19 protein-coding genes are annotated in these 21,222 nt (G+C 47.9%); 9 read left to right on the forward strand and 10 right to left on the reverse strand.

Going from position 1 to position 21,222, the window contains the following annotated elements; translation table 11 throughout:
- Positions 1-62 precede the first annotated feature (62 nt).
- Entirely contained in the window at positions 63-1,529 is a 1,467-nt protein-coding gene (locus AC0YNT_RS10945) for a hypothetical protein (protein WP_475804590.1), read from the forward strand.
- Positions 1,530-2,022: 493 nt separating this feature from the next.
- Positions 2,023-3,777 (forward strand): methyl-accepting chemotaxis protein, encoded by a 1,755-nt coding sequence (locus AC0YNT_RS10950; protein WP_475804591.1) that lies wholly within the window; start codon positions 2,023-2,025, stop codon positions 3,775-3,777.
- Positions 3,778-3,819: 42 nt separating this feature from the next.
- Here AC0YNT_RS10950 and AC0YNT_RS10955 read toward each other — a convergent pair whose 3' ends face one another.
- Positions 3,820-4,674, reverse strand: a complete 855-nt coding sequence (locus AC0YNT_RS10955) for a chemotaxis protein (protein WP_475804592.1) — start codon at positions 4,672-4,674, stop codon at positions 3,820-3,822.
- A 485-nt stretch (positions 4,675-5,159) separates the two neighbouring features.
- Between AC0YNT_RS10955 and AC0YNT_RS10960 the strand changes: the two genes are divergently transcribed.
- A complete protein-coding gene (locus tag AC0YNT_RS10960) occupies positions 5,160-5,489 on the forward strand; it encodes an ArsR/SmtB family transcription factor (protein ID WP_475804593.1) in 330 nt (109 codons plus the stop codon).
- Positions 5,473-5,928: an SRPBCC family protein gene (locus AC0YNT_RS10965; RefSeq protein WP_475804594.1), complete on the forward strand. Its 456-nt coding sequence runs from the start codon at positions 5,473-5,475 to the stop codon at positions 5,926-5,928. The genes AC0YNT_RS10960 and AC0YNT_RS10965 overlap by 17 nt, the downstream gene beginning before the upstream one ends.
- Positions 5,929-5,977: 49 nt before the next feature.
- Here the strand turns inward: AC0YNT_RS10965 and AC0YNT_RS10970 are convergent, their stop codons facing one another.
- Positions 5,978-6,862: a LysR family transcriptional regulator gene (locus AC0YNT_RS10970; RefSeq protein ID WP_475804595.1), complete on the reverse strand. Its 885-nt coding sequence runs from the start codon at positions 6,860-6,862 to the stop codon at positions 5,978-5,980.
- A gap of 132 nt (positions 6,863-6,994) precedes the next feature.
- Here AC0YNT_RS10970 and AC0YNT_RS10975 point away from each other — a divergent pair, with 132 nt between their 5' ends.
- The gene (locus AC0YNT_RS10975) at positions 6,995-8,245 is read left to right on the forward strand and encodes an MFS transporter (protein WP_475804596.1); all 1,251 of its coding nucleotides are present in this window, start codon (positions 6,995-6,997) and stop codon (positions 8,243-8,245) included.
- 48 nt (positions 8,246-8,293) lie between these two features.
- Here AC0YNT_RS10975 and AC0YNT_RS10980 read toward each other — a convergent pair whose 3' ends face one another.
- Complete coding sequence (locus AC0YNT_RS10980; protein ID WP_475804597.1) at positions 8,294-8,659, reverse strand: winged helix-turn-helix transcriptional regulator; 366 nt, start codon at positions 8,657-8,659, stop codon at positions 8,294-8,296.
- Between the two features lie 137 nt (positions 8,660-8,796).
- Between AC0YNT_RS10980 and AC0YNT_RS10985 the strand changes: the two genes are divergently transcribed.
- Positions 8,797-9,150, forward strand: a complete 354-nt coding sequence (locus AC0YNT_RS10985; protein WP_475804598.1) for a DoxX family protein — start codon at positions 8,797-8,799, stop codon at positions 9,148-9,150.
- Between the two features lie 291 nt (positions 9,151-9,441).
- On the opposite strand, the gene mraY is transcribed toward AC0YNT_RS10985, so the two are convergent.
- Complete coding sequence (gene mraY / locus AC0YNT_RS10990) at positions 9,442-10,392, reverse strand: phospho-N-acetylmuramoyl-pentapeptide-transferase (RefSeq protein WP_475804599.1); 951 nt, start codon at positions 10,390-10,392, stop codon at positions 9,442-9,444.
- A 156-nt stretch (positions 10,393-10,548) separates the two neighbouring features.
- On the reverse strand, positions 10,549-12,024 hold the full coding sequence (locus AC0YNT_RS10995; RefSeq protein ID WP_475804600.1) for a sulfatase family protein: 1,476 nt from the start codon (positions 12,022-12,024) through the stop codon (positions 10,549-10,551).
- A gap of 157 nt (positions 12,025-12,181) precedes the next feature.
- Here AC0YNT_RS10995 and AC0YNT_RS11000 point away from each other — a divergent pair, with 157 nt between their 5' ends.
- Positions 12,182-12,982, forward strand: a complete 801-nt coding sequence (locus AC0YNT_RS11000; protein ID WP_475804601.1) for a helix-turn-helix domain-containing protein — start codon at positions 12,182-12,184, stop codon at positions 12,980-12,982.
- Between the two features lie 198 nt (positions 12,983-13,180).
- On the opposite strand, the gene AC0YNT_RS11005 is transcribed toward AC0YNT_RS11000, so the two are convergent.
- Both AC0YNT_RS11005 and AC0YNT_RS11010 read right to left on the reverse strand, forming a co-directional pair.
- Positions 13,181-13,684, reverse strand: a complete 504-nt coding sequence (locus tag AC0YNT_RS11005; protein ID WP_475804602.1) for a DUF302 domain-containing protein — start codon at positions 13,682-13,684, stop codon at positions 13,181-13,183.
- 82 nt (positions 13,685-13,766) lie between these two features.
- On the reverse strand, positions 13,767-14,621 hold the full coding sequence (locus tag AC0YNT_RS11010; RefSeq protein WP_475804603.1) for a LysR family transcriptional regulator: 855 nt from the start codon (positions 14,619-14,621) through the stop codon (positions 13,767-13,769).
- A 130-nt stretch (positions 14,622-14,751) separates the two neighbouring features.
- On the opposite strand from AC0YNT_RS11010, the gene AC0YNT_RS11015 reads away from it, so the two are divergent.
- Positions 14,752-15,264 carry an N-acetyltransferase family protein gene (locus AC0YNT_RS11015; protein WP_475804604.1) on the forward strand — a complete coding sequence of 171 codons (513 nt, stop codon included), beginning with the start codon at positions 14,752-14,754 and terminating at the stop codon, positions 15,262-15,264.
- A 19-nt stretch (positions 15,265-15,283) separates the two neighbouring features.
- Here the strand turns inward: AC0YNT_RS11015 and AC0YNT_RS11020 are convergent, their stop codons facing one another.
- The 3 genes from AC0YNT_RS11020 to AC0YNT_RS11030 are packed head-to-tail and all read right to left on the reverse strand — an operon-like array spanning position 15,284 to position 17,984.
- Complete coding sequence (locus AC0YNT_RS11020) at positions 15,284-15,763, reverse strand: hypothetical protein (protein ID WP_475804605.1); 480 nt, start codon at positions 15,761-15,763, stop codon at positions 15,284-15,286.
- Between the two features lie 32 nt (positions 15,764-15,795).
- Positions 15,796-16,488, reverse strand: coding sequence for a response regulator transcription factor (locus tag AC0YNT_RS11025; protein WP_475804941.1), 693 nt, complete (start codon positions 16,486-16,488; stop codon positions 15,796-15,798).
- A complete protein-coding gene (locus tag AC0YNT_RS11030) occupies positions 16,488-17,984 on the reverse strand; it encodes a sensor histidine kinase (protein WP_475804606.1) in 1,497 nt (498 codons plus the stop codon). The genes AC0YNT_RS11025 and AC0YNT_RS11030 overlap by 1 nt, the downstream gene beginning before the upstream one ends.
- Positions 17,985-18,248: 264 nt before the next feature.
- Between AC0YNT_RS11030 and AC0YNT_RS11035 the strand changes: the two genes are divergently transcribed.
- Positions 18,249-20,783: a beta-mannosidase gene (locus tag AC0YNT_RS11035; protein ID WP_475804607.1), complete on the forward strand. Its 2,535-nt coding sequence runs from the start codon at positions 18,249-18,251 to the stop codon at positions 20,781-20,783.
- Positions 20,784-21,222: the final 439 nt, after the last annotated feature.

A 21,222-nucleotide genomic window follows, 5' to 3' on the forward strand; every position in this document is an offset into this window, starting at 1 on the left:
AGGGCAGTTCTGAAGCTGTATTTATGTTGAACGATAGAATCAGAATGGAGAATGATTGAATCATGAGGAACTTTATTGTTTCTATTAAGTTACTATTTATAGCTAGTATTATGACAAGCGGTTTTCTATTTGTTTCTTCTTCACCAACATCAGCAGCAAGCACGGAAACCTCTTTTCCTGTCCAAGCCGGCAAGCTGACCTTGGAAGAAAGTCATGGTGAGGTTCGTTCGGAGATACACTTTACCGCTTCAGGACTTACACCTAACAAAGCGGTTAAAGTCATGTGGATGACGGTTGATGGCAGCTACAAGCTGGATGGTATTTATACGTTTGTTCAGCCGGAATATACAGAGAAGGAAGTAATCGCTTTGCAGGGCTGGGCAGATGCTAACGGGGAATGGAAAGGATCGTTCCAGGTTCCTGAAGGCTTTGGCGGTGACCATACGGTGTATATTAGGCAAAATTATAAGCATGTAGCGCAAAATAACTTCTTTGTCGATACGACGTTTAAGATGTCGCCTGAATCCGGCCCAATCGGAACGGAAATTACGATTCAAGCTGAAGGCATCGGATGGGTGCCAATGGAAAGCAATTGGCAGGTTACATACGACAACAAGCTGACGGGACTGATCTCGGCGGTTGCTACAAATGGTACTGCGACAGCCAAGTTCCGTGCTGCAGGTCCGGTTGGCAGCCATACTCTCACGGTTTGGCATGGCTATTTAGGAATTCCCTATCTCAATCATCAGCAAGCACCAAACTCCTATTTGCCAGTTCCGACTTTTTCGTTCGAAGTAACGAATGAAAAAGCCAGCCTGTCCAATGTAGTTGAAGAGGCACCGGCATCTGCTGCCAATGGCGGAGTTGTAATGCCGGAGCTGAAATTCAAGCCTGGAGTGACGGCTGTGCTCGATAAAGAGGCGGGTATTGTAGGCGAGGATGTAGCTCTTCATGCTGAAGGCTTGCCTGCTGGCAAAGAAGTAAAGCTGGTATGGAATACAATGGAAGGCAGCCGTGTATCGGGTTCAGGATTCGCTGAGAAGCAGGTACCGTTGGGTAATGCTTTAAGCGATGATCATGGGAAGCTGGACTATCCATTCCAAGTGCCTGATGATCTGGGAGGAATTCCACATCGCATAGATTTGATCGTTGATGGTGAAATTTATGGACAAGCTTATCTTCGAATTGACCCTTCCATCGTTAGTATGACACCGGCTTCTGGTCCTGCTGGAACGGAAGTGACACTGGAAATTAAAGGTGTAGGCTGGACGGAGTTTGATAACGCCTACTACATGACTTACGATAATCAATATGTAGGTTATATGTGCGGCTTTAACAGTCAGGGGACGGTCAAGTTCACCTTCATCGCCTCAGGGGAAAAGGGCCAGCATATAATCGATCTGTATCCAGGGATTTATAGAGGTGTAAAAAAAACACCGGATATTTATCTTGCACCTCAATTAACGTATGAGAAGGATCATCCGGGCTCTCGTATTCCAGCTATTCATCTCGCATTTGAGATTAAGTAAATTTTCAAGTGAAACACCTTGTTCTCTGCCGGAAGTAGCTGGCAAGGGCAAGGTGTTTTGTAATATAAACTATTTTGTTGCCGCTTTCATATGTCTCAGGTATGCTAGGGTTGGATTTTCACACTTTGGCGTGAAGGTGGAGTGAGATGCTGTTCTGGCAGTCTGTTCGGTTCAAGATCGTATTCGGCTTTCTCCTGATGACCGCACCGATGGTATAACATTTAATAAAATACATAATGACCTTTTAATTACAGTGTTTTCGTGGTAATTAATTCCTATGTAATTAAAATAATTAGAGTTTAAAATATCAGTAATTATTACTTGGTAACCAAAGATAATGTTGGATATTTAGTTGAAAACCCATTGCCTAATGGCTAAGGGTTTTGTTTTTGTTCGGATGGAGGAGATTGGAAGGGGGATGTCGAAATTTAAGGAAAATTAGGGAAATTTGTAGGAAGACATTTCAAAAAATAGTCGAAGGGGTAAAGACATCATGTTTGTTTTTCGGAGTCGGTTAGTATTAAAGTTATCCATTATTATATTGGCCATCCTGATCATCCTATCGTCTGCCTTAATCTACATCCAGGTTCAGAACACCAAGAAGGCTAGTGAAGAGGCGATAGGCAGCTTTAATATTCATATGGCGGAGGCTTTTGCTGGTCAGTTTGATGTAAGCGCTTATGCTGATTTTTTGAAGGATCAGAAGGAATCCGAACTTTATTGGAAGATTCGGGATCAGATGAATCAATATCGTGAGCGTATTGGAGCGATGTACGTCTATTCCGTGCAGATTAATGATAAAGGGGAGCCAATTCTACTGATCGACGGTCAGCCGAAGGATTCGGATTCCGCTTCTCCTATTGGTGAAGTGACGGATATACCAAAAAATGCGATAGAAGCGTTATTAGAAGGACAGTCAGCAAAGTCCGGCATTATACATAATGAAGATTACGGTGATTATATTTCGGCGTATGCGCCTTTACATGATTCTGGCGGTGCCGTTATTGGCGTGATTGGGATCGATACCGATGTATCGGTGTCCAAGACGATCTATAAGGAAGTCATTCAGGATAGCATGCCGCTCTTTATCATCATGGGGGTACTCACTCTTGTCGTCTTTCTGTTCATTGCCTTTTTCCTGGCACGGACATTGAGACCTCTAGGCGTTATTGTAAAAGGTGCCGAGGCGATAGCACTAGGGAATTTCGCGGAAGCAAAACAGCATCTTGGCGGAGCTAAAGTGAAGTCAAAGGATGAGATTGGACAAGCTTATTCAGCGATGATTCAGATGAGTGAACGTCTAGGTGTAACGCTGGAGGGTGTTGTCCGCGATATGGTTGTCACGACCCAAAGCATTGTGCACTCCACGGAGCAGTTTGGCACGGAAGCCGCTCAGATGGTTGCCCTAAATGAGCAGCTTGGGCATTCGGTATCTATAATGGCGGATGGTGCGAGGCATCAACGGCTTGGAGCAGAGGAAAGTGCAAGCTCCATGGAAGATATCACACAAGCTATACAGCGGGTATCGGAGGCTTCCATGCAAGTGTCCAGCGTTTCCCATGAAGCCTTGGAGTCTGCTGAGCAAGGAAGAGATTCGATTCATGGTTTGAGGGAGCAGGTATCACTTATGTCTTCGGTTGCCAAGCAAACCGCAGATTCGGTAGAAATGCTTCATACTTACATGCAGCAGATTGAGCCGGTCCTGCAGTCAATTACAAGCATCTCCGACCAAACGAAGCTGCTGGCACTAAATGCTTCTATAGAAGCAGCCCGCGCTGGCGAGCATGGAGCAGGGTTTGCTATTGTAGCGGGTGAAGTTCGTAAGCTAGCGGAAGCGTCGTCCATCTCGGCTTCACAGGTTACTTCACTGCTTGAACAGATTGGGCAGGAATCTATCCATATCGGGGAAAGAATGCAGGCAGGAAGCGTTGAGATGGAGAGGGGAACGGAGTTGTCCGGCAAAGTGGAAGCTTTGTTTAATCGGACAATGGATCAGTTTGTACTCGTGAACAGTCAGATTCGGGAGATTTCCGCGGCTGCGGAAGAGGTATTGGCCGGTTCCGAGGAGGTGGCTGCTTCGGTAGAGCAGATTGCTCAGATTTCTCGAACAACAGCAGACAGCTCGACTTCCCTTGAACAGATGTCTAGACATCAGCTGGAAGCAGCGAAGCGAATTGCCGATACAACGGATCAGCTGAAGAGCAGAAGCGTAGGCTTGGAAGCAGCAGTAGGTAAGTTTAAGCTTTAATAATAGAGGTAACATGCAGCATATAGAGAAAGCCCAGCCTTGTTAAGGTTGGGCTTTCTCTATATGCTGTAAAGCACTCAGCGCCATCACAATGCGGTCCCTTGCTGCTTTGGTTTGGAAATACTTGCGATGGGAGAATGGGGTCCAGCTGAGTAAGCCTGGGCATTTCACTTCCATATCCTCGGTCACGACTTTATCATATCGATTATTTAAGAGTTTGATCGGATAAGCAATAACATCGTCGGCATCATAGAAGTTAACCCACTCTCCTGCAACTCGGCCTTGGAGCTGCGGAGCGGGCACCGCAATAGGTACTCCAAGGTCCTTGAAGCGCAAAGCCCATACAGCAAGGGGGCTGCCCATCGTATAAAAGTGAGTTAGTGTTTCGCCTCGCACAAGTTTAGACTCACTGGCCTCCATAATGGGGAGAACGTTGGGTGTCAGCTTATCATTCTGCAGATCGTAGAAAAAGTTGCTGGCAATAACGGATCCCAGGCTGTGAGAAATAATACATAAGGGTGCGTCTTGTCCGGCTTGATCAGACAAACGCTTTAGACATTCAGCGAATCGCCCATGAATCTCATCGTAAATATAATCCTGGGGAGCAGGATCATTCTCCCGAGGGATGGCTTGATAGGCTATTGCCTCACCTGCTTGATTGATGAAAAAGGTGCGCAGTTTAATTAATCTCTTCCAACGAAGCTTGTTCCCTTGAATCCGGCTCCATAGCTTTGTTTCCAGCCGGTTCACAATATCTCCCCAGTAAATGCCCTCTATATACAGCTTTACGTGCGGATTGATCGCAGCCATTTGCGTTTGCAGGTCTTTCGCCAAATCAACATAGAAATCTTCACGGGTTTGACCGATTCCATGGATGACAGCAACTGCAATGTTCACGGGGACCGCCCCTTCCCTTGTGCATGGCATATACGATAATGTATTCGCTTACCTTCTAAACCGACTCTCCAATAAGCTGGTTTTTTGCTGTACAAGCGGTAATTTGGTTCCCAAAACTGCAAGCTTGCTCGAAAGAAGAGGTTGTCCCAAGCTAGGGCAGCCTCTTAGTTGTCTTCACGTAGTTGTGCCAAGCTTGCTGAGGGGAGCTGGCTCACTAATTTCGAGCTGTGTTGGATTTTGTACAGTAAAAGTGAAGCCGGTGGAGAGAATGATGAGCCTAGGTTGTATTCCATACAGTAGAATTCACTTCAAGACGATGTAGACGCTTAGAATGGGATTTTTCATTGCATCAAATCCAACGCAGCGTTCCTCTAATGCTCCTGTCCGCCTTTTCTACTGGATAGAATCCACTGTAATTACCGTGTTCTCATGCAGTTGTTATTACTTAAGTTGACACTTAATTAAGTGTATGCTAAATTAATGTCATGATAAATAAAGCCATTCAAGCCATTACGGAACCAAGGCGCCGAGATATTCTGAATCTCGTCCGTGACAAGGAGCTGACCTCCAGCGCCATAGCGTCGCAGTTTGACGTTTCAGCACCAGCTATATCGCAGCATCTTAAAGTTCTGGAAGAAGCGGGACTTGTCGTAGTTAGGCGTGCCGGCACCAAAAGATATTATGGCCTCAGGAGAGAAGGGTTCGCGGAGTTAATGCAATATTTGGAGAGCTTCTGGGATGACAGCTTGCTGCGCCTTAAAGAAGCAGCCGAAGAGGAAGAGAGGAGACAATATGAACGTGAACACGAGCAATAACACGATCAAGAAGGAAGTTTTTATTGAATGCCGCCCGGAGACGTTATTCACCTTTTTCACCGACCCTGCCAAATTAGTACGATGGATGGGACGCCAAGTATTACTCGATCCAAGTATTGGCGGCAAATTTCGGATTGATTTGAACGGCACTAACATTGCGATGGGGGAGTATAAGGAAATTATTCCGAATGAGAAAATCGTTATGTCATGGGGATGGGAGCAGTCGAAAATGGTTCCTCCCGGATCGAGTACGTTTGAATTTAAGCTCACTCCTCAAGATAATGGCACGCTGCTCGTGTTAACCCATTACGAACTGCCGGAAGATGAGGTTGCCCCACATGTCAAAGGCTGGACACATTATATGTCCCGCCTGCAAGCTGCAGCCCAAAGCGAAGATCCTGGAGTCGATCCGTTGTCTGTACAAGCTTCGCATGAATAAGTGATAAAGACCCTCGACCTCTATGAGATCGAGGGTCTTTATTGTTCGGCTACAGCTTCCCGAAAAACGCGACAGCGAATTCACGGAAACGAAGGGCAGCTTGGGAAAGGTAATGCTTCTTGTTCCAGGCGATGCCGAAGGTACGCCGGCAGACTGGATCCGTTATTTTCAGCTGGACGGTATCCGGATTGGAGGCTCGTTTGCCAAGTGAAAGGGGGAGGGCAAAGGTTAGACCAAGACCCATCTCGACAAGGGTCTGGACAGAACTTGCTTCCTCCAGCTCGAATGCAATATGTGGCTCGAAACCGGCCTTACGGCAGAACTCATCGGTAATCTTCCTAAAGTTAGACCGCGACGATAAAGCGATAAACGGCTCATTCGCTGCTTCGCTGAGGGCAATACTTTCTCTTGATGCGAAGCGATGTCCCTTCGGAACCGTCAGACATAGTTCTTCTTGGGCAAGGGTCTGCCACTCGATATCCGGTCCGGTTATGGCAGTGGAGGAGATGCAGAAATCGATATCGGCATTCTCCAGCTCGCTTCTAATCTCATGGGCGGAGCCCAACTGCCGCTGAATGATCCGGACATGGGGATGTGCAGTCAGAAATTCCTTCAGCAGAGTAGGCAGCACATAGGGCAGCGTAATCGAGATCGAGACGACGCCATGCTCCAGTCCGGCCATATCGATAATTTCCCGCTCACCTTCTTCTAATTCGAGAAAGGCACGTTCGATGCGGCGCAGATACGTTTTGCCAAAAGCATTCAGCTTCACATGTCTGCCATGCCGCTCGAAGAGTGGAACGCCAAGTCGCTTCTCGAGCCGAGAGATGGAGTTGCTGAGTGACGGTTGTGAAACGTTCAGCTCTTTGGCTGCTTGCGTGATATGTTCTAACCGTGCAACGGTTTGAAAGTATTTTAATTGAAGGAATTCCATAGAGCTCGTCCTCTCCTATATAACTTGAATGTGATGATTTCATTATAAAATTAGTATTATACTTTATAAGTTTCTAATTTTATAATGAGTCAACATATAGAAGGATACAATAGGGATTGGAGAGCGTTAATCTTGCTTAGAGAGAGAATCTGGACGAGAAACTTTATTGTCATTTGTGTGAGCAGTTTTTTCATGTTCCTGACCTTTTATGTCCTAACGACGGCTTTTCCGCTGTATATACGAGATAATTTAAATGGTAATCAGCAGCAGATGGGTCTCGTCATTACAATTTATGTTATTGGCGGTGTTCTGATTAGGCCGTTCTCAGGCCAGTGGGTTGACCGCTTCGGCAAAAGAAAAATGGCGATTATCGGGATGATTATCTTCCTGCTCGCTTGTATTTGTTATTTCGGGACAAAAGGCATTGTGCTATTCCTGGTTGTCCGCTTTATCCACGGTATGAGCTATGCGATTGCCTCGACAGCGATGAGCACGGTTGCGGCACAGATTGTTCCCAGCTCCCGGCAAGGGGAAGGGATGGGTTACTACACGATGTTTATGAGCATTGCGATGGTTGTAGGGCCCGCACTAGGGCTTTTCCTCTGGAAGGATAAGAACATTAACGTCCTGCTGATCGCGATTTGTATCATTGCCGCGTTGTCCTTGGTCTTTGCAATTGGACTGAGGATGCCGCGGGAGAAAGGCAAGAACCTGGCGGAAGCCGCTGCCATTCAAGCTGCACCAGCAGCAGAAACTGTATCGGAGCCTGCCAAGAAAGGCTGGAGCTGGAGCAACCTTGTTGAACCAGCAGCACTACCAATCTCGCTGGTTGGTTTTATTCTTTCTTTTGCCTATAGTTCTTTATCCAGCTTTATGGCTTCGTTCACCGATGAGATTCATCAGTCTCAAGTGACAGGTACCTTCTTTATGGTGTTTGCCGTCATGATTGTTGCCTTCCGTCCGGTCATCGGCAAAGTATTCGACCGGTACAAGGAGCATTACTTGTATTATCCGGGCATTGGGTTGTTTGCGGTCGGCATGTTCCTGCTCAGCCAGGCACATTCAGCAGCGATGGTACTGTTTGCAGGAGTTATTATGGGGATAGGTTATGGCGCGCTGCTGCCCTGCTTCCAGACGCTCGCGATTAAGCTGTCTCCCGAGCACCGGCGGGGCAGTGCGAACGGAACCTTTTTCCTGATGTTCGACCTTGGCTACGGGCTCGGCTCGTATTTCATGGGGATGATTGCTTCCTTCACGGACTACCGGATGATGTATTTGGTAGCGGGTTTCATCGCGGTCATCTGCGCGGTAGGCTACTATATGATGCATCATCGGCCGAGAGCTAGAAAAGTCTCCTGCAGCCAGAAGGCGAACGTTGCTTAAATAGGTTAAGGAATAAAGAAAATCCCCATACATGTGGGGATTTTTTATTTACACGTTTTTTGTTGTGGTTTGTGATGTATCGCGGTCATCCCCATACAACTCGTTCAAATGCTGTAAATGAGCGATACCCCAATCATTCATCGCTTGCAGGAGAGGGGTCATGTTCTTGCCATAATCCGTAATGGAATATTCGACCTTTGGAGGGATCTGCATATATATTTTCCGATGAACAATATCATGATACTCCAATTCCCGTAATTGGGACGTCAGCATTTTTTTCGTAATATCCGGCAGCGCCCTTTGAAGCTCGCTGAATCGCATCGTACCATTTGAGAAAAGTTGATATAAAATGACCGGCTTCCACTTTCCGACCAATAGCTCTAGTGCGGTCTCAACCTTGCAGTTATCAGCCACTCTAATTCCTCCAATCCCAGACAGGGCCTAAGGTATCTTTTTGGATACTAGGTTTATTTCATGTGCCTACTTCCATGATCTAACCCTTGGGCTTATTATAGCGCTATAACGAATAGGGAATCAAGGAGGGTAAACAGATGAATATAGCACTGTGGATCGTACAAGGACTACTCGCTTTCATGTTTATATTAGCTGGTATGATGAAGTCATTCCAGTATGAGAAAGTAAAAACAACCATGCCATGGGCAAAGGATGCGTCGAAGGGCTTTGTTTCTTTTGTTGGCGTATCGGAGCTGCTGGGTGGTCTTGGATTAATTCTGCCTTGGGCAACCGACATCGCACCCGTTCTTACACCAATCGCAGCGATTGGGATTGCGGTTATCATGCTGATGGCTGCGGTATTCCATGCCAGAAGAGCAGAATACAGCGGTATCGGTATCAATATTATTTTGCTGGCACTAGCCGTATTTGTGGCAATTGGCCGTTTCTAAAAGAGCGATCGGAAGCTTATAAGACAGGAGGATAAGGTACTGGCAAAAGACATTGAAGCGCTTAGCCATTACGAAACCTTGGCGCCACATGCGGCACGTGCGGTGCCGCGGGCAGAGCTTTGTACCACTGCTGATCGTTGTTGGAAGTAGTACACCAGGAAGTATTACTCGCGTCTTGTTCGATACGATTGAGTATGGAACTGGAAGCACACTTTCTTTTCAGTTGTAACGAATAGAAGGAGGGACTGCACATGATGCAGTTCCCTCCTTCTTTAGTTATATGACTTCCGATCATAGCACGAGTTTCCACAACAACCAGCAGATAAGAACAGATACCCATGAAATGAATCCAAATACCATGACGATTTTATTTTCGCTCCAGCCATATTTTAGACTGAAATGATAATGAATCGGAGCCATTTTGAATAGGCGTAATTTGGTGCGCTTATAGTACCAGACCTGCAGCATGACAGAAAATTGTTCAGCCAGATAGACGGAAAACAGGATGGGGATTAGAATCTCAACCTTTTCAATTACGGCTAGAATGGAAAGCGAGCCCCCGATGGCCAGCGATCCGGTATCGCCCATAAATGCCCTGGCGGGATAAATATTATAGAGAAATAAACCAAGTAGACAGCCAATCATAACAAGCGAAAAGGTTTGTACTTCAGGCTTGTCTGTAATCAGGAAGAAGAAAAAATAAGTGGGGATTGCAACGTTAATTAACAGCCCGTCCAGACCATCTGTGAAATTAATAGCGTTAGCTGAACCAACTACAAATAGGAGCATGATGACGATGTACACGTAAACGGGCAGGTGTAGTTGAAACCCTTGGAACAACGTAATATCACTCGTTAGGGAGAAAGAATGGAACAAGGTGAACAGCAGCACACCAGTAAAGGCGAATTGCAGCACCAGCTTGGTCCGACCGGAAATACCAGATGGATCCTGCCATGCTGCCTTTTTAAAATCATCCATAAAACCAATTGAGCTGAATAGCAGGAAGGTAACGCACAATAACGTCATTAATGGGGCGGGATGAAACTGTAGAGACGTTCCTACGCCGATAAGTAAGATCAGGCCAGCCATCAGCGGTGTGCCCCGTTTGGCTTGATGATCAGGAGGCAGCTCCGTGCGGATCGGTTGCGTTAGCTTAAGAACACGCAGCCCCCAAATGAGTAATGGTGTGAAGAACGTAACAAGTAAGAAGGATAGACCAGACACGCCAAATATTCCAGCCATGCTCATTACACCGCTTTCTTTCTGAATTACCTTTTTATTATTGTAATTCTATTTAGTGGACAAATATTCCTTTTACTTACCTCAGAACCACTAAGCTTGGGAAAACAAACAGGGATGCCGCCCGCGGCATCCCTGTTTAATATCTCAACAGCCAAGCTACGAACGTGTCTGCTTCGCCATTTCTCGGGGATGGCGGCGGATTAATTCCTCCACGGCATCTCCGCGTCCTGTTTCCTGAAGCCGCTTGGTGTACTGGGGCAGGAAGCCTTTGGCATGGTAAGGACCTCCTTCCTTAATGACTGTCCAGAGGGGATCGACGTCATGCGGCATCGTTGCCATCATGTTGTCATGCCACTCATTCAACAGGTAAACAGCCTCTCGGCAAAGGTCTGGCCGATCCTTCGCTAAGTTATTCTGCTCATGCGGATCTTCCGCCAAATGGAACAGCATCTCCTTATCAAACAAATGATATCCGTCGTGATAAGTGCGGATGTAAAGCCAGTCTCCGAAACGTACGCTGCGCTGGCAGACATGGGCACATTGTGAGACAACGAGATAATCCCTGCCGCTTTCTTCGCCGGTCTTCAGTACACTTGCGTAGCTGCTTCCGTCCCAGCTTGGCGCCGGAGCACGATCAAGCAGCTCAGCTATTGTAGGCGGAAGATCAAGATGATAATGCAGACCTTGGTCAACCGTTCCTTGCTGCATGCCCGGCCAACGAATAATCATCGGGATGCGACAGGTTCCCTGATCCGCCGTTCCATGCTCGCCATAGATGCCAAGCTCGCCCATGTTCTCGCCATGATCAGCCGTGATGATGATGACCAGATCCTCCATTACTCCTTTTTGCTCCAGGAGGTTAAAAATCGAGCCAATATTTTCGTCCATGTAACGAATACCGCAGTCGTATCCGTCGATCATGGTACGCAAGCCGTCCATCGATCGAATCTCCCCGGGATGGCGAGGATAGTCAGGCGATGTCTTGCTATCGTACATGTTGATTTCACTCGCGCTATGCGGTCCCACCTTGCGCATATGCCCGTCCAGCACTTCTTCGTTAATCCATGCTGGCAGCGGGTCATGCTCGAATGGATTGCCGAAGGACGCCGGTGCTCGATATGGCGTATGCGGATCCCAATAGTTGACGTAGAGCATCCAATTGTCTTCCGCTGCATTGCGCTCGATCCAATCCAGCACGACGGGGGTGACCATTTCAGCGGATTCTGACCCGCCTTGTCCGGTGTTGTGGATCTCGTTGAAGCCCGCATAGAACGTCCACGCAGAGTGTCGTTCGCCAAATGGACTGACGAGCGCTGTCTTCATGCCCGCCTGCCGGAAAAGCGCTGGGAAGCTCTCGGACGCCAGTCGGTCGCGGAACTGTCGCTCTGCTCCTTCATGACGAACGTCTGCTGCCGTTCCTCCATGTCCCACGACGCCGTTGTGAATGCCGAATCGGCCGGTCATCAGCGCCGTGCGGGACGGGAAGCAAGGTGCATCTGACGTGTAATAATTGTCGAAGCGCAAGCCTACGGCGGCAATTCGGTCGATGTTCGGAGAGGTGTTCCGGCCGTAGCCGTAGCAGCCCAAATGGTCGGGCCTCGTCGAATCCAAATCCAGCAATAACACTCTCATGTACTTATCCGCTCCTTTTTCAATCAAGATTAGGAATAGGGTAGATATTTAGCAATATTATAGGTTTCGATTGCGCGGAGCGTCATGTACAATTCAATTCAAGGATGTACATTTCTATTTTTGAATTTTTCATTGTGGGACGGAGGGGCATAGCAGGATGCAATTGGTCAATGTACATTTCGATGATCGGATTCCCGAGTGGGGTACACCGGAGGCCGTGCTTACGTATAACGTTCTTGTGCTTGTCATGGAAGGTAAGGTCAGGTATCGGATTAATGGGGAAGACCTGATCGCCGAGCAGGGGGACCTGCTGTACATCCCGGCATCGACTCTCCGCCGAGGCGGAAATGATGAAGGAAGCACGCATCGCAAATATACCGTCTTGTTCACATTCGACCATAACGTCGCAACAGGCATTCCACTTCTGGACCGCAGGCGGTTCACTCGTTTTCGGCTCGCAAACCTTGAATACGTCAAGCGGCGATTCGAGCGCCTTCATGAAGAGATGCGGAGCAGCGAACGTTTCCGCTCCTTCATCTGCCTTGGTATCGCGCAGGAGCTTATTGGCATTTTGTCGCGGGAGCTGGACAAGCCGGAAGTATTGCCGGGCAGAATGCAATTCGCGCAGATGCTGAGGCGTTATCTGCTTGAGCATTACCGTGAACCGATTGAGATTGACCAGCTGGCCGGACTCATTCATCGTTCGCCTAACTATACGACAGCCTTGTTCAAAGAAGTATTCGGGTATCCTCCGATCCAGTTCATGCACCAATTGCGAGTGCGTGAAGCTTGCAATCTGCTGTTAGAATCCGATATGACCATTGCGGGCATTTCACAATACTTGGGCTATTATGATTCTTCCTACTTCTTCCGGATGTTCAAGAAACATACCGACCTATCACCTGCAGAATTCATCGTCCGCGGACGCCAATCCCAGCTGTCGCAGCCATTCGGATGATAATAGCAGCATACAAAAGGAGGACACTGCATCATGCAGTGTCCTCCTTGTTCTTACCACATCGGAATGTTTAAGTTCTTTAAAGCGATAAAGCGTAAAGGAAATCATTCCGATTGGCGATAAAAACTTCCGCTTAAACGCGGTCGCTCATCTTCGAAGTACTCCGATAGGAGTTTTTCTCATGAAATGACCATATAGCTACATGAGGATCGAGCGTACGACGCTGTAGATCTTGGCATCCAGCAGGTGTCCATATGGCACAAGGTCTGGCTGATGGAGCGCTCCGAGGAAGGAAGAAGGCCGGTCGAACGAAATAATAGCACCATGAGGGCTGCCGTTATCGTACAGGGTGACGCGGAACGGAACATACAGGCTGGCTCTTCTGTCAATGGATAGGATGGGCTCTGCGATGATTGGATTGCCTACCAGATACAGCCGGCAGCGTTTTATGCCGCCATGAAGCGATAGAAGCTCACCCTGATTCACTTCTGACATAATCATCAGTCCATGAGGGCCTTCCAATTGTTTGACAGCAGCGTCTACCTGCTCCCAAGTGACCTGATTTCCGATTCCAAAATCAGGTTCCCATCTTCCCATCTGCCGCTCGAAGGCAGCAACAAGCGCGTCATAGCGAAGCCCCGTCGGGATATCTTCTCTTACAATCATGGCATAGCCAGCCGTTATCGGCTCCCCGTGTCTCACATCGCGATCCTCCTTTTAATATTCGGGTAAGGAGTCAGCAAATTAACTATATGAAGAAAGCAGCGAGGATATGACACTTGTGTCAAGAAAGTCCAAGCAGCTTGAGGCCAAGCTGGACGCTCTTGTGATCTTGCTGGTCCGTTAAGTAGAGGACGTATGCCTTGATGGACGGGATCTCGAACACACAAGACAGCTCGAATAAGGTCTGTGAGTCGAGATAAGACTGTGCGATAGAACGCGGCAGAAAACCAAAGCCTGCTCCCTGCAGAAGCATCGTCAGCATAATAGTCGAATGGTCGATTTCCAGCGAAGGGACATAGCCTGTACCTACAATATCCGCGAACCATTCCGGAAAAGGAGCACCCCATGCAAGATGGCAGTAATCTGGCGATAGAAAATCGGAGGTTGTAACGGGTGATGAGCGCTGCGTCTTTGATATAAGGAGGATATCATCCTCAAATAGCAGCTGTTTGGTCACCTTCGGTTGATCTGGCGGATCAAACTTGATGGATAGGTGGACAATTCCATCTAGCAGCAGATCACGAATCATATAACTGGGATCGATATTGCTTAGAAACTTGACCGCCACCTGTGGATAATCTCGTTTGAAGGCGAGAATATGAGGAAGGTAACGGTAATGCCAGACTGACCCTGGACCGCTTAAGACAAGCGAATGCTCAAAAATGTCGGACAACATCAGCTTGCTTTCCTCGGATAGCCGCAGCATCCGTTCGGCATAGGGATAGAAGGCAATACCCGCCTGCGTCAAGCTGACATTACGGTTGTCGCGCTCGAACAATTCTTTGCCGACAGAAGCCTCCAGGGCTTTGATTCGTGAAGTAATGGCCGATTGAGAAATATGAAGATGCTCGGCTGCTTTGGTGAAGTTGAGTATTTGAGCGATGGCGATAAATGATTCAAGTTGAGAAGAGTCCATTATTTAACGCCCTTTCATCATCGGAAATTTCGATTATAGTAACAGATATTATTCGTTATACAAATGATTCATATGCCTCTATTATAGGGCTATAAAGTTTGAAGCACACTTCAAGATGGAGGGAATCAACATGAATCAATCGGTTATCATCGAACAATTATCATTGATAGAAACCTATATAGAAGAGCTTTCGGAGCTGCTAATTGAAGTGGTGGAGGATGGAGCATCTATCGGTTTTTTGCCGCCATTAAGCAGGGGAGAGGCGGAGAATTACTGGAGAAATGTTCCGAGTTCTGATGTTGTGCTGTTAGTTGCAAAAGTTGACGGCCATATCGCGGGAACCGTTCAGCTCCAGCTATGCAGCAAAGCTAACGGCTCTCATCGTGCAGAAATAGCCAAGCTGATGACACATCCGAACTTTCGGCGCAGAGGAATTGGCCGAGTGTTGATGGAGAAGGCAGAAGGGATTGCCCGGAAGGAGAACCGGTCACTGCTGGTGCTGGATACAAGGGAAGGGGATCCATCGAACCTGCTCTATACTTCTGTTGGATACCTTTTAGCAGGTAAAATCCCTAATTTTGCGAGATCAGCGGACGGCGGCTTGGATGCCACGATGATCTATTATAAGAATATTGCTGAATAGTCAAAAAACCCGGTCTCCTTTATAAGGATGCCGGGTTTTTGCGTTTGCCACCGGGTTTCCAGACGGACAGAATATACATCACAATAAGCGAAATGGTCTGCAATGCGATGCCAATCAAGAGCCAGGTATGATGCACCGTTAAGGTGCCATGATCCAATCCGCGGAGAGTCCATTCGTACATTCCGATGAGGCCGATGCCGATGGCGAGCAGGGTAAGCACTTCCTTGGCAATAATCCAGTAATAGAGGAACAGCCCCCAGGAGGTCATCACCGACAGCATAATACCGGTTATGGTCGTCCCGATCGTTGAGGCTCGTATACTTGTATCCGCCAGCAGATGCATAATCGTGTAACAGGACTGCAGTACGTCAGCGTCATCTGTCATGGTTGCAGTCAAACCCAGAATAATAAAGGCAACTTGCACACCCAGCATAATCGCCGCAAAAATAATATGAAGGAGCAATAAAATCCGACGCTGCTGCAAAGTGATTTTTTTCAAAACAGGAGCCTCCTTACTTTGTAAGCATTGACTTAAATGTTAAAGCGGTATCCAACGCCCCAGATCGTCTCGACGTATTGAGGCTTGGACGGATCGCGTTCGATCTTCTCCCGCAGCTTGCTGATATGGACAGTTACTGTCGCATGGTCGCTGCCAATAGCGTCCATGCCCCAAATCCGCTCGAACAGATCTTCCTTGCGGAATACCCGGTTCGGATTGGTCACGAGAAAGAGAAGCAGATCAAATTCTTTTGCGGTAAAAGAAACCTCCTGCTCATTCACAAACACCCGCCGGGCCTGTTTGTCGATGCGGATTCCGCTTAGCTGCAGCTCGTCCTTACGCCATTTTCCTTGTCCGACTAACCGATCATACCTTGATAGATGGGCTTTCACGCGGGCTACCAATTCACCTAGTCCAAACGGTTTCAAAATATAATCATCGGCTCCAAGTCCAAAGCCTCGAATTTTATCAATCTCCTCTTTCTTGGCCGAGACGATCAGAATGGGGACATTACTTGCCTCTCGGATCCGCCGACATACTTCAAATCCGTCCATCGATGGGAGCATCAGATCAAGAAGGATAAGATTATACTCGCCCTGCAAGGCCATCTCGAGTCCCAGATCACCACGCTCTGCAATAGATATATCAAAACCATAAGCATGAAGATAATCCTTCTGTACCTCGGCAATAACCGGATCATCTTCAATGATTAAGATTCGTTTCATCATAAGCCTCCTTCTGTAGCAGGGGGGAATCGAAGCAGAATAGTCGTTCCTTCGCCGTTATGACTTGCCGCCTCTACTGTCCCGCCATGTGCTTCTATAATTTGCTTCACAATGGCTAAGCCAAGTCCGCTGTTGCCTTTGCCTGGGCTGCGAGAGGATTCCGCCCGGAAGAACCGGTCGAACACGCGGGGCAGAGCCTCTTCTGGAATGCCTTCGCCATTATCATGGAGTTCAAGAACAATCATGCCGCCAGCCTGTTGGCCGAGCACGAATTGAATGCTCTTAGGTTCAGTCTTCATATGCTGGAGGCTGTTATCTACCAGATTCATCAAGACCCGGTGCAGCTTCTGGCGGTCAGCTTGAATCATTATAGATTCAGCCTCGAATCCAAGGCTGCCAAGCGACAGCGATACCTGAACGCCACTTAGGCGAGGATCATGCCTTAATTCCTTGACCATCTGGTCGAGGTATAAGGTTAAATCAACCGTTTCCCAGTGGAAAGGCAGCTTGCCGGTATCGAGGGTCGAATAGAGCTGCAGCTCCTCAATCATCCGGTTCATCTCGGTTGTTTTGCCAGCAATCATCTGCACATACTTCTGCCGCTTCTCTTCTGTATCGGCAATGCCGTCGCGAAGACATTCCGTGCAGCCTTGGATAGCCGTTATGGGTGTCTTCAGATCATGAGAGATATTTGCCAGCAGCTCTTTACGATTCTGTTCGAGCTGAAGCTGGGCGCCAATGGATGACCGTAAACGTACGCGCATTTCTTCGAATGCGGAACCAAGCTGTCCAATCTCATCTTGTCTTCGCAGCTTGACGGCATGATCCAGATCTCCTTCGCGAATCCGGCCGGCTGCCTCTTGCAAGGCGTACAGCGGTTTAATGATGCTGCGGGAAACGAGATAAGTCAGTAGGCCATTGGTGACAGCAAGCGCCGCCAGAAGAGTGAGCAATACGAGTGGGAACAGCCGTTTGAAGAAAGTAGCAACCGGGTCCATATCAGTCACGATAATGAGCATACCGGTTGTTCCGTCAGGGCTTGTATAGGGAATCGTTTCCCATTCATCGCCATTCGGCGGTCCAGGATGATTAGTCTCCTGGCGGGTCGCGCCGCTGCGCACTTGGCTCAGAATAGCAGCTGCGGATAATCCGGGTGAGGTGTAGGTGGCTTCCTCATTATGAACAATGATGATACCTGACTCCACCTGTTCAAGCTTGGCTTCTGTGTTTTTAAGAAAAGAGGGGTCGGCGAGCAGCTTTGGATCATACTGCGCCACGAATTTTAGTCCGGATGACAGCTCGGTGCGACCCATGAACAGATCACGAATCGACGAGAATGGAAAAGTATGCTCGGACTTATTATCACCGCCGCCGGCTCCCGGCATGGCGTCTTTTATAATCAGATTTCCTAGCAGCGCGAACGTCAGGCCAAACAATAAGACCGGAACAGCGACCATCGCGGCATAGGACAGAATCAGTTTTTTTCGAATTGACATGTTCGTATAGCACCTCATTTCTCTTCCATTGTAGCGTGTGCATTCAAATATTCCGTAAACCAAATCTAAAAAAAGTATAAAACATGAAAAGTACACTATAGGATAAGCCCGAATTTCTATAAAATAAGCCTGAAAAAAGTATAAATAAGTGAGGTATCATTCGTGTATATACTCCGTTATACTACATTCAAATACACTATTTTCACGAAAAGCAAGAATCATAATAGGGAACTAGCTAATGGCCTTATATTTAGGAGGATTCTAATGAGTGAGTTGAAGTGGCAAATTTCGAACTGGACGTTTAAAAATAGGGAAGAGCAAGAGTGGCTCCCGGCATTTGTGCCTGGCTGTGTGCATACGGACCTGCTCAAGAATGAACTTATTCCTGATCCGTTTGTTGGGACAAACGAGAAAGACCTGCAATGGATAGATAAGAAAGTATGGGAATATGAGTCCATATTTGATGTATCGGCTGAACTGCTTGGTCATTCTAAGCTGGAGCTTGTGTTTGAGGGCCTCGACACGTATGCCGACGTTTATTTGAATGATGTATCGATCCTGTCAGCTGATAATATGTTCCGGACTTGGACAGTTGATGTTAAGCCTTATGTTCGGGAAGAAGGTAACCGTCTGTTTATTCGCTTCCGTTCCCCAATCGAAGAGGGATTAGCTAAGCTGGATGCGTATGGCCCGATTCTTCCGGCATCTAATGATGACTCTGTAACGGGTGGTTTAGAGGACAAAAAAGTAAGCGTATTCTCGCGCAAAGCACCTTATCATTATGGCTGGGACTGGGGTCCACGGTTTGTAACGAGTGGCATTAGCAAGCCTGTATATTTAAGAGGCTGGAGTGGGGCAAGAATCTCTGACTTGTATATTCGCCAGGATAAGATCTCGGCAGCAGAGGCTAAAGTGACAGCACTTCTGGAGATTGAATCAGAAGCAGGAGGCGACTTCGAGCTTCGTCTGAATGCGGCTGGCCAGGAGTGGACAAGCCAAGTTGTGTTAGAGCAAGGCGCGCAAGTTATTTCTGTGCCGCTTACCATTGAGCAGCCTAAGCTGTGGTGGTCACGTGGTCTTGGTGATCCTAATTTGTATACGTTTACTTCAGATCTCTCGCAAGGAGAGGCTGCAGTGGCGACTGCCTCGGTTACGACTGGCCTTCGTTCCATTAAACTCATTCGAAAGCCGGATGAGAAGGGGTCGACTTTTTATTTTGAAGTAAACGGTATCCCTGTATTTGCGAAGGGCGCTAACCATATTCCGAACGACAGCTTCTTCACCGAAGTAACACCTGAGCGTTACCGCCATGAGATTGCCAGCGCAATCGAATCCAACTTTAATATGCTTCGTATATGGGGCGGGGGAATTTACGAGCAGGATATTTTCTACGAGCTATGTAACGAGAACGGTATTCTTGTCTGGCAGGACTTTATGTTTGCCTGCAGTATGTATCCCGGAGATGAAGCTTTCTTAAGCAGCGTGCAGGCGGAAGCTGAGGATAACGTACGGCGTCTGCGCAATCATCCAAGTATCGCGTTGTGGTGCGGAAATAATGAGATTGATACAGCTTGGTCGCAATATGTGGAAGATGGCGGCTGGGGCTGGAAAAAGCTATATACGAGCGAGCAGCGGGAACGGATCTGGGCAGATTATGAGGCGGTGTTCCATCAGCTTCTGCCGGAGGTTGTAGAGGCAATGGCGCCGGACATCGCTTATTGGCCATCGTCCCCTATGCAGAGTGTAACAGGCAATGCCGATCAGCATGCGACGAACAATTCGTCTCACGGCGATATCCATTATTGGGCTGTGTGGCATGCGCAGGAGCCATTCGAGCAGTACAACCACAATATCGGACGCTTCATGAGCGAATACGGCTTCCAGTCGTTCCCGGAATATAAGACCGTTCGTGCATATGCGGAAGAAAAGGATATGGCGCTGGATTCTGAGGTAATGCTGCATCACCAGAAGAATGGCAGAGGCAACTTCCTGATCAAGGATTATGCGGACCGTTATATGAAGGATCCGAAGGATTTCCCTTCCTTCCTTTATATCAGCCAGGTGCTGCAGGCCGAAGCGATGAAGCAGGCTATCGAAGCTCACCGCCGTAGCATGGACTATTGTATGGGATCGTTATATTGGCAGCTTAATGACTGCTGGCCGGTTGCTTCCTGGGCAAGCATGGATTACTACGGCCGGTGGAAGGCAGCACAATACCTGATCAAGAATAGCTTCGAGGATCTATTGCTCTCGATCGACCAAGTGGACAATACGGTTAACTTCCACGTTGTTTCGGATCTTGGGGAGTCCGTGGAAGGTAAGCTTGAGTGGAGCTTGTATGCCTTTGACGGGGAGCTGCTGAAGCAGGATTCCGTTGCTCTTGCGGTGGCGCCTCGTACGGCTTTAGTCGCGTTATCGTTAACGACTGATGAGCTGGGCTCTTACGATCCGAGCCGCACCGTATTGATTGGACGCATTGTGAAGGCAGACCAGGAGCTGGCTCGTTCGGAGCATTATTTTGTCTATACAAGACAGCTTAACCTTATTGATCCTGAGATTACAGTTGAGGCCGTAGAAGGAAGTAGGGGAGCGGCATTTGTATTGACGGCAAAACATCTGGCTAAGCATGTATGGGTTCAAGCGGAGGAAGAAGGCATTTTCACAGATAACTTCTTCGATCTGATTCCAGGCATTCCGGTCACTGTTCAGTTCAAGCAGAGAACGGCGGATGACGTTCAATTTGTTCCGGCTGTACCAGGACGGATAACCGTTCAGTCGATGTTTAACTACGCGAAATAATAGATGAAGTTGATACTAGGAAAGCCCTTAAGGCCGTTGAGTCTTAGGGGCTTTTTTTGTTGGCATGGCGCGGGCGCACGCACAATCAATAAAACCCTCGCGGGGTCTTAAACGGCATTAATGGAGTAACTTGTGAGGTGATAATACCCTGCCTGCAGGTCTTATTTGCATGTGGGAATGGTGAGATTGGTGTGTTACGAACGATTATGACGTCTTAAGGTCCCTAAGGGACCTTAAGGTCGAGAAAAGAGCAGCTAGTTAGGCGATTAAGGGCCCTAAGGGATCTTAAAACAGGCGATGTGGCAGTTCTGGACAATGAAATGAGCATAAACGTGTGAGATACGTTCCCCGAGGGACCTTAAGTCTGAGAAAGTAGCAGCTAGTTAAGTGATTAAGGCCCCTTAGGGACCTTAAAACAGGCGGAGTGGTAGATTTGGTC

The sequence above is a fragment of the Paenibacillus sp. J22R56 genome, from assembly GCF_056269375.1.